The organism is Algoriphagus halophilus (assembly GCF_041729275.1).
Classification (GTDB): Bacteria; Bacteroidota; Bacteroidia; order Cytophagales; family Cyclobacteriaceae; genus Algoriphagus; species Algoriphagus halophilus_A.
Map to the genome: position 1 here is coordinate 5000926 of NZ_CP146486.1, position 13858 is coordinate 5014783.

General features: G+C 37.5%; 16 protein-coding genes and 2 pseudogenes. 5 read left to right on the forward strand and 13 right to left on the reverse strand.

Features of this window, described 5'->3' with window-relative positions:
• Nucleotides 1-385: 385 nt before the first annotated feature.
• A complete protein-coding gene (locus V8V91_RS27035) occupies nt 386-844 on the forward strand; it encodes a hypothetical protein (protein ID WP_373398090.1) in 459 nt (152 codons plus the stop codon).
• A gap of 5 nt (nt 845-849) precedes the next feature.
• A complete protein-coding gene (locus V8V91_RS27040; protein ID WP_373398091.1) occupies nt 850-1647 on the forward strand; it encodes a M14 family metallopeptidase in 798 nt (265 codons plus the stop codon).
• A 73-nt stretch (nt 1648-1720) separates the two neighbouring features.
• Here V8V91_RS27040 and V8V91_RS27045 read toward each other — a convergent pair whose 3' ends face one another.
• From V8V91_RS27045 to V8V91_RS27065, 5 genes are all read right to left on the reverse strand, one after another.
• On the reverse strand, nt 1721-2110 hold the full coding sequence (locus V8V91_RS27045; RefSeq protein ID WP_373398092.1) for a hypothetical protein: 390 nt from the start codon (nt 2108-2110) through the stop codon (nt 1721-1723).
• Between the two features lie 55 nt (nt 2111-2165).
• Nucleotides 2166-2669, reverse strand: a complete 504-nt coding sequence (locus V8V91_RS27050) for a DUF937 domain-containing protein (RefSeq protein WP_373398093.1) — start codon at nt 2667-2669, stop codon at nt 2166-2168.
• 334 nt (nt 2670-3003) lie between these two features.
• The gene (locus V8V91_RS27055; protein ID WP_373398094.1) at nt 3004-3894 is read right to left on the reverse strand and encodes a metallophosphoesterase; all 891 of its coding nucleotides are present in this window, start codon (nt 3892-3894) and stop codon (nt 3004-3006) included.
• Nucleotides 3895-3908: 14 nt separating this feature from the next.
• Nucleotides 3909-4622 carry an HAD-IA family hydrolase gene (locus V8V91_RS27060; RefSeq protein ID WP_373398095.1) on the reverse strand — a complete coding sequence of 238 codons (714 nt, stop codon included), beginning with the start codon at nt 4620-4622 and terminating at the stop codon, nt 3909-3911.
• Nucleotides 4623-4646: 24 nt separating this feature from the next.
• Nucleotides 4647-5732: a zinc-binding dehydrogenase gene (locus V8V91_RS27065; protein ID WP_373398096.1), complete on the reverse strand. Its 1086-nt coding sequence runs from the start codon at nt 5730-5732 to the stop codon at nt 4647-4649.
• A gap of 352 nt (nt 5733-6084) precedes the next feature.
• Here V8V91_RS27065 and V8V91_RS27070 point away from each other — a divergent pair, with 352 nt between their 5' ends.
• Nucleotides 6085-6429: a DUF5690 family protein gene (locus V8V91_RS27070; protein ID WP_373398097.1), complete on the forward strand. Its 345-nt coding sequence runs from the start codon at nt 6085-6087 to the stop codon at nt 6427-6429.
• Between the two features lie 28 nt (nt 6430-6457).
• Nucleotides 6458-7271 (forward strand): annotated as a pseudogene (locus V8V91_RS27075) (DUF5690 family protein).
• Nucleotides 7272-7340: 69 nt separating this feature from the next.
• Here V8V91_RS27075 and V8V91_RS27080 read toward each other — a convergent pair.
• The 5 genes from V8V91_RS27080 to V8V91_RS27100 all read right to left on the reverse strand — a co-directional run bounded on the left by V8V91_RS27080 (nt 7341) and on the right by V8V91_RS27100 (nt 10222).
• Nucleotides 7341-7925, reverse strand: a complete 585-nt coding sequence (locus V8V91_RS27080) for a helix-turn-helix domain-containing protein (protein ID WP_373398098.1) — start codon at nt 7923-7925, stop codon at nt 7341-7343.
• Nucleotides 7926-8011: 86 nt separating this feature from the next.
• Entirely contained in the window at nt 8012-8179 is a 168-nt protein-coding gene (locus V8V91_RS27085; protein ID WP_373398099.1) for a hypothetical protein, read from the reverse strand.
• Nucleotides 8176-8634, reverse strand: a complete 459-nt coding sequence (locus V8V91_RS27090) for a hypothetical protein (RefSeq protein WP_373398100.1) — start codon at nt 8632-8634, stop codon at nt 8176-8178. The genes V8V91_RS27085 and V8V91_RS27090 overlap by 4 nt, the downstream gene beginning before the upstream one ends.
• Before the next feature lie 11 nt (nt 8635-8645).
• Nucleotides 8646-9629 carry a hypothetical protein gene (locus tag V8V91_RS27095; RefSeq protein WP_373398101.1) on the reverse strand — a complete coding sequence of 328 codons (984 nt, stop codon included), beginning with the start codon at nt 9627-9629 and terminating at the stop codon, nt 8646-8648.
• Nucleotides 9630-9691: 62 nt separating this feature from the next.
• Entirely contained in the window at nt 9692-10222 is a 531-nt protein-coding gene (locus V8V91_RS27100) for a GNAT family N-acetyltransferase (RefSeq protein WP_373398102.1), read from the reverse strand.
• A 139-nt stretch (nt 10223-10361) separates the two neighbouring features.
• Here V8V91_RS27100 and V8V91_RS27105 point away from each other — a divergent pair, with 139 nt between their 5' ends.
• Nucleotides 10362-11477 carry a pentapeptide repeat-containing protein gene (locus V8V91_RS27105; RefSeq protein WP_373398103.1) on the forward strand — a complete coding sequence of 372 codons (1116 nt, stop codon included), beginning with the start codon at nt 10362-10364 and terminating at the stop codon, nt 11475-11477.
• A 52-nt stretch (nt 11478-11529) separates the two neighbouring features.
• Here V8V91_RS27105 and V8V91_RS27110 read toward each other — a convergent pair whose 3' ends face one another.
• From V8V91_RS27110 to bcp, 3 genes and pseudogenes are all read right to left on the reverse strand, one after another.
• Entirely contained in the window at nt 11530-12498 is a 969-nt protein-coding gene (locus tag V8V91_RS27110) for a transketolase family protein (RefSeq protein ID WP_373398104.1), read from the reverse strand.
• A 34-nt stretch (nt 12499-12532) separates the two neighbouring features.
• Nucleotides 12533-13317: pseudogene (locus V8V91_RS27115) on the reverse strand (transketolase).
• A gap of 74 nt (nt 13318-13391) precedes the next feature.
• Nucleotides 13392-13841: a thioredoxin-dependent thiol peroxidase gene (gene bcp / locus V8V91_RS27120; protein ID WP_373398105.1), complete on the reverse strand. Its 450-nt coding sequence runs from the start codon at nt 13839-13841 to the stop codon at nt 13392-13394.
• Nucleotides 13842-13858 lie beyond the last annotated feature (17 nt).

A 13858-nucleotide genomic window follows, 5' to 3' on the forward strand; every position in this document is an offset into this window, starting at 1 on the left:
TGCCCGAAGTTTAATTGTACAATCCGTTTAGGAAAAAAATCTAGTGAAAATTAATTTTAGTGATAGGAAGGCATGTAACTAAAAAATATTAAAAAAGGAAAAGAGATTATCTCATCCAAGAATCAAGATTTAAGAAGTTGAAAAAATTGCCTTCCAGCTCCCCATAATTTTCTTTTGATAATATTACAGTGCTTTTTTAAAATTGGCTCAAGGTCCAAAAAGTAAAAAATTTCAATTCTTGCCAATCTCAAAATTTGTTTTGGTAAAAATCAATTGTAGGTCATCTGAAGGAGGTTTTACTTTCTTTAATTCTCTTTGGAACCGAATAGTTTTCAACAAGGAAATTCTATCTTCAAAACCTAATTGTATTCATTTAGCTAATCCCATGAAAACTATCAAATTTAGTGGCCTTATTAGTCTAATTACTTTGGGACTTCTTTTCTCTTGTAAAACTGTTTCTCAATGGGAGGGACAAGGGCCTATTCAGATAATTGAAACCACTGATCAACCGATCACCTTCCAGACCAAACAAAAATTTGAGGCAGGAGAAGGGGTATATTTCTCCAATGAACTGGAAGGAGCAAGGCTAAATGGAGTTACGAGAATAAATGATACGTTAATTCAAGTGACGATTTTACCGGAAAACCAGCCGATCAATCCTAGCCCTTGGTATGGGTTCAAACTATGGTCAAAAGAGTCCAAGGAATTTTGGATCCAGTTTACCTATGGAGGAATTGGGTTTCACCGTTATTTTCCAAAATTCAGTAGGGATGGAGTTAGTTTTGCCAACGTAGATTCTACTGATTTTTTCTACCTGAAACAGACGAAAGGAGACCAGAACTAGGATTCTTGAAAGTTAGAAGCTCCCCAGATACTTTGTGGATTGCCGCTCAGGACAGAATGGGGACTGGTCATGTGCAAGAATGGAAAGAGGACCTTTTACAAAAAGAATTTGTTTCTAAGATTACAATTGGGAAAAGCAAAGAAGGAAGGACTTTGGAAGTATTGAAGATCGGGGAAGCGGATGACATGGAAATGTTAATGGTCATTTCTATGCAACACCCTCCTGAATTGACAGGATTTCTAGCGATGCAAGCTTTTATCGAAGAACTGGTCAAGGATAGTCCCCAAGCCAGAAAGTTTCGAAGAAAATACAATTTATATGTGATGCCCCAGATGAATCCAGATGGGGTGGCCAATGGTCATTGGAGACATAATTTAGGGGGAATCGATTTAAATAGGGACTGGGTGAATTTCAATCAACCTGAAACAAAGGCCTTATCGGATTTTATGGATAATAAAGTGAAAGAAACGGGAGGGAAGTTTGTTTTTGCTGCAGATTTTCATTCCACTTGGGAAGATATTTTTTATACCAATAATGAGGAGTTGGAAGGAAATTTCCCAGGATTAATCCCTAAAGTGATCAAAAAATCATCCAAGAGAATTCCTGGTTATATACCCAATATCCGTCCCAATGAAGGAAATCAAAGAAGCGTAACTTCCAATTCCTATTTCTTTTTCGTCCATCAAGCCGAATCCATGACCTTTGAAGTAGGTGATAATACCCCCAGAGAAACCATCCAAATGAAAGGACAATTTTTAGCAGAGGAATTGATGAAAATCCTAAATAAAAAGAAATGGAATTAAGATGGAGATGGAATTATAGTAAAGAGGCTAGGATGTTTAATTGATACCTAGCCTCTTTTTCTTTTGAGTTTACCTAAAATGCCAATGCTGCCAATCCTAATTTAGGTTTGAGTGGATTGATAGATTGGAGTATTTTACCTGAATATTTTTTAAATAAATCACTCCCTAGTAGATCAGTCAAAAATTTGGTTCGGCTATTCTTAAGATTGAGAAAGCTTGCCTTTTTATCATCATCAGATGCTGAACTTCCATTTATTTTCATTAAGTCATCTACAAAGCTTTTATTGTTGACCTCCAGTTTATTTTGCTGGTCTGAGCTTAAATCGAGCCCCTTGGTGTCATTTAAAATGCCTAAAACTTGGGAAGCCATATCCATTTTTGGGATTTTTAGCCCTTGTGCCTGAGCACTCAAGCCAACAAAGGCTACCATTGCAAAGGCAATTAATAATTTGTTCAAATTCATAGTTATAAAGTTTGATGTTTAACCTTGATAGAAATCCGTATAGTTTTGATTTTTTTTAGTTAAAAAGGCCTTTGCCTAAGTCCATGAGTCCTCCTAGATCCATGCCACCTCCATTTTTGCTTCCTCCCATTAATGATCCCAAAAGTTCAGTAGGATTGACTTTTCCTGAATTTCCTTGAAGTGAAGCCAATACTGAAGACATAATATCCTGATTGTCCTGAGGGGCATCATTTACTCTTTTATTGAAAAAGTTTAATATCATTGGTAAGGCTGCAGCTGCAATGCTCATTGCTTGCTCTTTAGAAATTCCAAGTTTCTCAATTAATCCTTCGGTGACATTTCCTTTCAGCTGATTGACTATTGGAGAAGAAGGAGCTGTTTCTTGTCCAGAAAACATTTCTTTAACTGCGTCGAGGTCACCGGAAGCCACCTGTTTTTGAAGACTTGACAAAACAGAATCTTTTAGTGCACTAGCTGAAGATTTTGGGTCAGGTTGATTCATTCCTGCCAACATTTCCTCTAATGGGCCTTCAGCTAAATTTAATAATTGATCTAACATGTTTTTAGTAATTGATAGACAATAAAGTTTAGTAATTTCTACTTATAATCCAATAAATTAAGTTTTTAATACCTGTGTTTATGAAGTTCCAACCTAAAAAAGCTGAGTGGATTTAAGGTCAATTCTTGGATATAACTTCACTTTTTTTCAAAAAGTTAGACTGAGTGTGATTTAAATTGTTTTCAATTCAACCAATTGGAGTTTTTGAATCAAGATGAAAAATAAAAAAGCCTCCTTGAATTTGATCAAAGAGGCCTTCATTATTGAATTTTTCTGTTTTGAATTTTTGGCATGATCCACTCATTCAACTCAGGGTTTTCTTCGATTTTAAAATCTAAGTCATCCGGTGATTTCCCAACCCATTTGGTTTTTTTCCTTCAATCATCACTTTTTTGTTCCCAATATCAATGGTCAAAAAAGCGAAAAGACTGTGCTCGTAAGGACAAGTGGAAGAAATATAAGGGTGTTCTTGATGAATGGATTCGGAGTAGCTATCATGTTTGTATTTTCCTCCTACCCAATAGTAAGATGCAGAATTAATATGTACATAATTAACTCCTTCAATTTCAAGATGCTGGTCAATATGCGAATGCCCATTGATGCAAAGAAGAATTTTTTCAGAATAGTTGGAAAGGATGGATTGAATCTCTATTTCATTATCTACTGCTATTACTCCAGCTAGTGGTTGGTGAGATACAATTAAAACTGGATAGGGGCTTTTTTCCAATTCTTGTTGAAGCCATTCCAATTGTTGCGATCCAATAAAAGATGGATAGCCGCCTGTATGACTTGGAGAACCTTTTTCATTTCCATCCAGCACAATGAGCAATATACCATTTATCACTTTCGAATAATAAGGAGATGGCATATCCCAAACCTCTAAACATTGCTCTTTTGTGAAGCCTCCATCTGTATCATGATTACCAATCACATGCAAAGAGGAGGAATGAGCCTTGTTAAAGAGTTGTATAACCTCGATATTTTCTTTTGAAGGATAGGCAAAATCTCCCATTTGGATGATCGCTGCCAAATCCTTTTTCTTAGATGCCTCTAAAAACTCCAAAAGCCGTTCTTCACCATTATGCATAATGTCATGATGTAAATCACTGATGACCCCAATTTGGGTTTTCCCCTTCACTTGTTTTGCAAAAACTTGAGATAGGTTTGGTAGAAACAGGCTTACGGTGGTGATTCCGGCAGTATGAATAAACTCTCTTCTTTTCATTTTTTCGGATCTCCCTACTTATGAGTTGGATTTTTGAGCGATATATATTCTTTGATTTCCAATAAAGAGTTAATGATGTAATCGGGATTGCCTGTTTCCAATTGAATTGCTGTCTGAGCTCCCGTAGTTACTCCAAATGTAAGTCCACATCCCGCAGATTTTCCCTCTTCAATATCCACAATAGAATCTCCGATTTTGGCAACTTTATTTGCATCCTCAATTCCCATCTTTTCCATCGCCACAAAGATCATATCCGGTGCAGGTCTGCTGTTTTGTACATCATCAGCGGTAACTAAAAGATCATAGGTTTCTCCCTCTTTCCATTGAAGTTTATCTAACAATGAAGTAGCTGTTTTCTCATTGTACCCTGTATTCAACACCACTTTGATATCATTAGATCGAAGATCTTCAAAGAGGGCTTCAGTCCCTTCATAAGTGCTTACTTCCAAATCAGCATATGCTTGTTTAAGAATCTCGAGAAATTCAGCAAATGCGATTTGGGCATCCTTTTCTAGCTCCTCTTGAGAACTATAAGCTGGTTTCATAATGTCTTTCACAGCTTGAAGCTTTTCTTTACCTCCTCCATTTAATAAGACCGTATCCAATGAAAAATTATGTCCAAGGTTGTTGATGGCCTTTTGAAGTGATTTGTATACTACATTATCTTCGTTGACAGTGGTTCCTGCCATATCGAAAATGACCATGTGGATTTCAGGTTTGTTATTCATTTTACTTTTTTTAAATGATCTTATTTACATGGGTTTAATTCCTACTCTATAGTTTCCCTCCGAATTGGCAATCTCAAATGCTTTATCCAATTGAGTTAAGGGGAAATCTTTGGATACCAAAGACTCAAAAGGATATTTTTTATTGGTTTCACTTAGAAACTGAATGGCATAGGCCAAGTCTTCTGGTTTATAATTATGTAAACCTTTGATTGATAAAAGGTTTCGAACAATATGTTCTGCGCTAAAGGATAGGTTTCTTTGAGTATACACTGCTCCAACCCAAATTGAAATACCTCCAATGTTTAACATACTCAACCCTTTTTCCATTGCTTCCGCAGAGCCGCTGGTATCTATCACCACATCAATTCCACCATAAGGTTTTATGTGATGTATCATTTCCTCTTTGGAAAAGTGAGCATATAAGCCGTGATCACAGCCAAATTGAAATGTGTTTTCCACTCGGTCTGTATGGATATCCATAGAAAAAACCTGCTTGGCACCTGCGTATTTTGACATAGCACAAGCAGAGATTCCCAACATTCCAGCTCCAATCACCAATACATTTTTGTGGTGTAAATCTCCAGCAAGCCTAATTGCACCTGCTATAGTGGCGTGTGTACAATTTAAAGGAGTAGCTTCTTTTGGAGATATTTCCTTAGGAATTCTAAAAATATCTGTTCCAGCTCTTAAATGGCAATGGCTAGCAAACCCACCGCTCAATACGTTCTCCCCTTTGATTTCTTCATGGCCATATTTGAAAAGACCTTCTGACTTTTGAGGAAAACCTTTTTGGGCCATTTTACCATCGTGATCATGTGCGTATACTGACCAGGTAACCAAATCATTCAACTGAAGCAGTGCTCCACTATAATCCCTGACTCCTCCTTGAGCGATGTCGATCACTTTTCCAATTACTTCATGTCCCAAAACACTGGGAGTATGCGATTTTCTTCTACCATAATAGGTATGAAGATCACTGGTACAAATGGTGGCATAGGTGATTTGAATTAATACTTCCCCCTTTTTAAGTTCAGGAAACTTCACTGGTTGAGCATGGAAAGGTTTTTCAATTTCTTGAAATACCATGGCGAGGGCCTCTTGGTTACACATGTTTTAAACTTTACAGAAAATGGATTCTTTACTTTTTTGGAAGTGTATTAATTCTAGAACAAAGAAAATCAATTATTTTCCAAATAAGAAAATTAATTTCTGTTTCAGAAAAATTAATAATCAAATAATATTAGAATTTAATTATTCTTAAATGACCCGATTACATTTGTTGCTTCGCATGACCTATGCCTATTTTGGCTTCTAAATATAAAATGAACATACTTTTCAGCTGTATATAAAGAATTCGGTCGTAGTTTCTTATACTTCCGATAAAATTGGATTGAATTTTAAATGGAGTCCAGGAATTCGGAATAATCAGTTATTATTTTCTTGAAATGAAAAAAATACATCCTTGAACCTTCCTTCCACCAGCCGTTACTCCACATTTTGGCTCATGTTGGGTGCTTTTTTATGTTATACTGGGATGTATGCAGTACGTAAGTCATTTTTAGCAGGGCAATATGCTGAGGTGGATTTTTATGGATTTGACTTCAAAACAATTTTGGTGATTAGTCAGGTATTGGGCTACATGTTGTCAAAATTTTTGGGTATTAAACTCGTTTCGGAGATGAAAAGCGAAAAGCGCTCCCAATTCCTTTTTGGCTTGGTAAGTTTTGGGGTAGCCATGCTTTTGTTATTCGCTATTTTACCAATGAATCTGAAGCCAATTGCGCTTTTTTTAATGGGCTGCCTTTAGGAATTGTGTTTGGTCTTGTTTTTCCTATTTGGAAGGAAGGAAAAATACGGAGCTGCTTGCTGCAGCTTTAAGTGCAACCTTTATTTTTTCTACTGGATTTGTAAAATCAGTTGGATTATGGTTAATGCAATTGACAGGAGTAGGAGAGTTTATCATGCCGTTCTTGACTGCATTTTTGTTTTTTCCGGTCTTCTTGATTTCCATCAAAATGCTCAATAAGGCGCAGGTCAGGACTCCAGAAGATTTGGAATTACGTTCTGAGCGAGTTCCTATGGAAAGAAAACAGCGATTGGATTTCCTAAAGAAACATGGATTGGTTTTTCTGGCCTGGTAGTAGTATATGTGCTGTTGACGGTAGTCAGGGACTTTAGGGACAATTTTATGGTAGAATTTTGGGCTGAATTAGGTGCCGAAGGCCAACCAGAATTGATTACACTTACAGAAATACCAGTAGCGATCATTGTTTTGATAATCGCAGCAGTGGGTTTTTTGATTCAGGATAATAAAAAGCCTTTAAATGGGGGATGTATCTATGCATGAGCTGTTGTGTTACAATTGTTGTGGTAACCTGGTTGTTTGAAGCAGCGGTGATCTCCCCAATTTGGTGGATGATTATCAATGGAATTGGGCTGTACCTACCTTACATCCTCTTCCACTGTATGATTTTTGAACGGTTTTTGGCTCTTTTAAAATTTAAAGGAAATGTAGGCTTTCTGTTTTATACCGCAGATGCCTTAGGGTATACAGGAAGTGTAGGCGTGTTATTATTTAAGGAATTCAGTAACTCTCAAGTAACTTGGGTTAATTTTTGGGAGACCTCAACCAATTTGCAGGTATCATGATGCTGCTTGTATGTATCATTACCTTAGGCCTACTTCAAAGGAAGACAAAATTGGCAACTGAATTGGCGGTTAATTCATAGTGATAAAATACACCACCAAAAGAACTGCCTCATTTGGTTGTTCATTTTTAGGAACATGTGGGATATTCCCATCAAAAAATAGGGAGTCTCCTTCTTCCATATGAAAAACCTCTTTGCCGAGTTCGAATTTTAAACTTCCCTTGATTAAATAAATATATTCAAACCCCGAGGTGGAAACACTGCTTCTCTTGGCTTGACTATTCAATGTCAATAAGGAGATTTCCATAGAAGATTTCTCAATCGGATAGTTGAGGATCAATTGGTAATTGTATCCAATAGACTCCTCTTCTTTATTGACTGAGGTATATTCTGAATGTTTGCGAAAAATATACCCTTTAAATTCTTCATTTGATTTCAAATCAGAAAAGAACTCTGCTACATTCAGATTTAGCGTTTGAATAATCTGCAATAAGGAAGGGATGGTAGGTATGACACGACCATTCTCAATTTTTGATAGCATGGCGATACTTAGGCCGGATTTTTCGGCAAACTCACCAAGTTTCCATCCATTTTCTTTCCGGATGCTTTTGATTTTATTTCCTATTTGAATGGTCAGGTAGTCGGGGTTGGTCATACTTCTTTTGTCAAAAATCAAATCAAATGATTTTCATGATAGGAAAAAAATTAATTATTTGATTTATTTAAATCTATTGATTGGTATTATTTATCCATTTTATTGAAAAATGAGATGGAAGGATTTTCATTTAGGGAAATGAATAGGTTATTTTTTCCAAACACTTCTTGAATGGACTCCAGGTAATCAAATCCATGTCCTTCGGTGGGTTCAATGTAATTCCCCTCTAAATATTCATTCCAGCAGCATATCATAACAGTATTCCCATTAGTGGACCGGTATTTTTTGAAACTTTTTGAGCATCCATGAGTTTTGCCAAAAATGATTTTTTATCGCTGTGGACTTGATCCTTTATAGGTTCACTGGGAATACCAATTTGTTGAGGCCAGGTGCCTCCTGCAGGCCTCATATCCCATCCCATAGCTACCGGAACTTGGTATTCGAAATCTGGGTCTGCCTTAAATTTCTCGCTCCACATGTTCCAATGTCCTTTGTAGGTCTCTCGCATATCAGCATAGGATTTATTATCCTTCTCCATAAAGTTATGATAAACATAGGCCGTCATTCCCTCAAACCCCATACTTTTAAGCCTTGGGACATATTCTTGTAGTAACTGTTTGTTTTGGTAGGATCCTCCTTCCCAAGGTTTTGAGGGGTTTTTAGCTACCCATTTGGTAGGAAGCCCATAGGCCCTTTCGCGTTCCAGCATAGGTCCCGCAGTTACAGCGATGAATTTGATGCCTGGAAAACCTGCTTTTTGGCGGTGGCTTGAGACAAATCCAATAGATCCTTCAATTTTAATCCATAAAAAGCTGCCCTAGATTCTGCGTCCTGAGGAAAATAGAAATACACAATGGGTCTCCCGTCTTTTTCTTTTAGATAATCACCACGCTTGAAATATTCATCGATCCAAAGCTGTGTGATCTTTTCATGAACCTTTAAATAAAGTTCTTTATCGGGTTTTTCGCCTTCATAATTTGCCTTTCGAGCTCGGGCATCCGGAGAACCAATTTCCAACCAATGCATCCATCGTTCGTGGCTGTCATCACACCAGTTGATCGCCCATTTCATTTGTTTTTCCTTTGGAAGTTTCGCGTTTACTTCCAGCATTATTTTCAATTGATCACCCCATTCAACCAATCCCGGAACGGCCACTCGTCCATCTCTGTTGGTGTCAATTTTCCAACCTTTAGGGTAATATATTTTTGATTGGGGACCAAAATAGAGGTGGTAATAATAATGGCGGCCGTAAAACCAATCGTAGGCAAAAAAGTCAATCCCATAGCTCTTCATATATTCCAATTGCTTTTTAATCACTTCTGGATCATCTCGTTTGTAAAATCCTTTCAGTTCAGCAATGGGTTTTCTGTCCAGATAGGGACCTTCATAAGGATATTTTTTATTGTAAATTCTACCTTTTGGACCCCAAATTCCTGGGTTTTGTAAGCTAGAACAATTTTCTTTGCCCGTAATACAGGACCAAAAACTATCCCGGTCTGTAGATGGATCAGGCGAAGTATTCCATGAGGGCATATAATAAACACCGACCAATTCTTCTCCTTCTTCCTGTTGCATTGCAAACTGAAAGTTGTTCATTCCTGCTGTTAAAATAGGTTCGTTGACAGTGGTTTTCTTTTGACAAGAAGCCATCATAAACATGGATAGGAAAAAGGAGAGGATTTCAAAATACAAGGGTCTTTTCATAAAAATAAAGTTGGTTTTTGTTCTGCTGGCAAAGGCTTATGTTGTCCTACTTACTTTCTTTTTCATGATTTGAATACCTCTAAATTCGGAAGTAATCGTTCAAATTCCAATTGATAGGTCAATACTTCTTTAAAACCCATTTTTTCATAAAATCGTTTTGCTTGGGGTTTTTCTATCATAGCTTCCAACCAGATGTAATCGAGTCCGTTTTCCAATGCGATTTTTTCAACATGAGTTAGGAGCATTGGAGCAATTCCTTTGCCATGTACGGACTGATCCAGATAAAGTCGGTGTAATTTCAACGCATTTGGAATGTCAATTTCTCTAGGAGAAAAAGGATAGTCATACTTCAGAATACCGACTGATTTCCCATTCCACTCTACAAAAAAGTAATGACTCCTTGACCTGGACAGTTCTTTTTGAAGGTTGTCTTGATTATAACATAATTCTACATACCAGTTGCCATGGTCTATCCAGAAATGCTGATAAGCTTCTTTATACACCTTCTGGATTAAATTAAAAAGCTTCCTTTGATCCGAGATCAGAATGGGGGTAAGCTTAATCCCATCCGTGATAATTGTAGAAATTTTCATATTTAGCTTCAAGACTAGGAAAAAAACAGCTTTATCAAAAATGTGTTCTCGGTATAGCCTGCTTCTTTTTTAACGATACTTTAAATTTCAAAAGGATGGATTATTTAGTAATTTTAATAACAACCAATTTTTCAAACTGATGGCAAATAAAGAACACTATGAGACTTTTCTACAAGGTCCAAGGGTTTGGAATAAATGGAGAGCGGATAATCCTTTGATTCAACCTGATCTTGATGGAGAATTTATTTTTCCATTTTTCGCCAGAAAAGACCCAGACATAGTATTGACCAAGGGTGAACGTGCTACTTCAGATCAGAATCTGCCATTTAATTTTTCAAACACTTCCTTTCATAAAGCTACTTTTGAAGGAGCCGGATTTCCCAATGCTGATATGACAAACTGCTACATTTATGAAGCAGATTTAAGTTATGCTCGATTTCCTGGGGCAGATTTTTCTGGGAGTATGATCAGAAAAGCGTATTGCTCTGGGACAGACTTTTCCAATGCCCAATTCAAAGACTGTGTGTTAAACAATTCCACTTTTATTGGCTCTGATTTCTCAGGAGCAAGGATAGAAGGTTGTAATGTATATGGGGTGTCCGCTTGGGAAGTTGGTATCAGTGATGAGACAGTGCAGAAAGAACTTTTCCTTCACAGAGATAATTTTTCAAGAAAAGATTTGAATGGCAATAGCCAAGTTGCCTTTGTGGATGACATCGCGCTAGCTCAATTTATCTATTTTATTCAGCAGGATGGTGGTTTTGGCAAATCCTTAAAGCAACTGAATCAAAAGTCCGTCTTGCTACTTGGTAAGTTCAGAGACGGTGGATTGGAATTGCTTAGGGATGTAGCCGATAAACTTCGGAAAAGAAATTTTATCCCAGTCATTTTTGATTTTAACCCTTCCGAAAATACAAGTATTATAGAAAATGTGGTGACAATGGCTGGCTTAAGCAAGTTTGTTATTGCCAATTTAGAAGGGAGTTCAGTACCTGCCGAACTTGCAAAAATTACCTCAAATTTCAGAAATCCGGTAATAGCTTGGATTCATGATGATAAACACGATTCCATTTATGCCATGTTCCATGACGTCTTAGCCTTGGAGCATGTGCAGTATTTTACCTATACAAATTCGCATAATTTAGAAACGCAGTTGGATAAAGCCCTCCAAAAGGCAGAAGCTTATATGGAAGAGCTTTCAAAGCATAAAACAGTTGCCAAGGGAAAAATGGAAGAAGGAAGAATCAAAGAATAAAAAAACCACAGTCAAATGACTGTGGTTTTCAAAGCAACAATTGCTTTTCTTCTTATTTTCTTGCTAACGCTTTTTTTGCGGCTTTCACAATATTATCGGCATTCAAACCATATTTTTCAAGTAGCTGAGTAGGAGTGCCTGATTCACCAAAACTATCATCCACACCCACATACTCCAAAGGAGCAGGATTGTTTCTGATTAAGGTTTGTGCGATGCTGTCACCTAAACCACCATTGTATTGATGTTCTTCAGCTGAAACGGCACAACCTGTTTTTGCTACAGAATCTAGAATTGCCTCTTCGTCCAAAGGCTTGATTGTATGAATGTTGATTACCTCAGCAGAAATGCCTTCTTCACGAAGCATTGCTTCAGCGATGACTGCTTCCCATACCAAATGTCCTGTTGCAAAGATGGTCACATCTTTCCCATCGATCATTTTCCAAGCTTTACCAATTTCAAATTTTTGATCAGCAGGGGTGAAAATTGGCCATACAGGGCGTCCAAATCTCAAATAAACCGGCCCTTCATGCTCAGCAATCGCCATGGTGGCAGCTTTTGTCTGATTGTAATCACATGGGTTAATCACCGTCATATTTGGAAGCATTTTCATCATTCCCAAATCTTCTAAAATCTGGTGCGTTGCTCCGTCTTCTCCTAAGGTTAAACCGGCATGAGAAGCACAGATTTTTACATTCTTCTCAGAATAGGCGATAGATTGACGAATCTGATCATAGACTCTTCCTGTAGAGAAGTTAGCGAATGTTCCCGTAAAAGGAATTTTTCCACTAATACTTAGCCCTGCAGCAATGCCCATCATATTGGCTTCCGCAATTCCCGTTTGGAAGAATCTCTCAGGGAATTCCTTCTGAAAGGCTCCCATTTTTAAGGAACCGATTAAGTCAGCACAAAGGCCCACTACGTTCGGGTTTTTGCGACCAACTTCCAATAAGCCATCACCAAATCCAGAACGTGTATCTTTTTTATCTGTATAGTTGAATTTTAAATCCAATGTCTTTTCCATTTTTCTATGAATTGAAGGTCAAAAATTGCTTTGATTAATAATCTCCCAGGGTTTCTGGAAGCTGGGCCAAAGCATCTGCAAGCTGTTCGTCATTCGGAGCAATACCATGCCATTTGTGTGTACCCACCATAAAGTCTACTCCAAATCCCATCTCCGTATGAAGTAGGTTTAATACTGGTTTTCCCTGTCCTGTCAGACTTTTTGCTTTCTCTAATCCTTCTACTACAGACTTCATGTCATTCCCATTTTCGGTATCGATTACAGTCCATCCAAAAGATTCATATTTTGCTCTTAGATCGATCAAATTCATGATTTTCTCTGTAGGACCGTCAATTTGTTGTCTGTTGAGATCAATTGTAGCAATCATATTGTCAACTTTCCAGTGAGCTGCATACATGGCTGCTTCCCAGATTTGACCTTCTTCCTGCTCGCCGTCCCCCATTAAGACATAGACTAATCTATCATCTCCGTCAATTTTTTTGCTTGAGCAGCACCAATGGCAACTGAAAGACCTTGACCTAATGAACCAGAGGCGATTCTGACTCCAGGAAGGTGTTCCTCAGTAGCAGGATGTCCTTGTAATCTGGAATTCAATTTTCTAAAGGTGCTTAGTTCAGATACTGGGAAATAACCAGATCTAGAAAGTACACTGTACCATACTGGTGAAATGTGACCGTTGGATAAGAAGAATAAATCTTCATTTTTTCCTTCCATCTTGAAACTGTTGTCATGTTTCATTTGGTCAAAATATAAGGCTGTAAAAAACTCAGTGCAGCCTAATGATGCTCCTGGGTGCCCAGATTGTACTTGATGGACCATGCGTAGGATATCCCTTCTCACCTGGGAAGCTACTTCTTGAAGCTGTTCGGTTGATTTTTTTCCATTACGGAGGTTTATTTTAAGATTTGAGCTGTGTGATCTTTTGTTTTTACTTTATCAATGATTTCGGCAATTTTTCCTTCTTCATCTATGATGAAGGTAGTTCGGGCTGTGCCCATGTAGTTTCTGCCGTACATTGATTTTTCTACCCAAGTTCCATAAGCTTCATGAACAGTTTTGTCCGGGTCAGCGATTAAGGAAAATGGGAGAGATTGTTTTTCTATGAATTTTGCATGAGATTTTTCAGCATCCGAACTGATACCCAAGACGACATAGCCTGCTTTCTGTAAGGCTTCGTAATTGTCTCTTAAATTACATGCCTGTGCAGTACATCCAGGAGTATTGTCTTTTGGATAAAAATAGAGAACTACTTTTTTACCTCTATAATCAGAGAGTTTGATCGTTTCTCCTGTTTCTATTTTTGCTTCAAAATCGGGTGCCATTTGGCCTACTTCTAAACTCATATTTTCTTCTTTTTGAA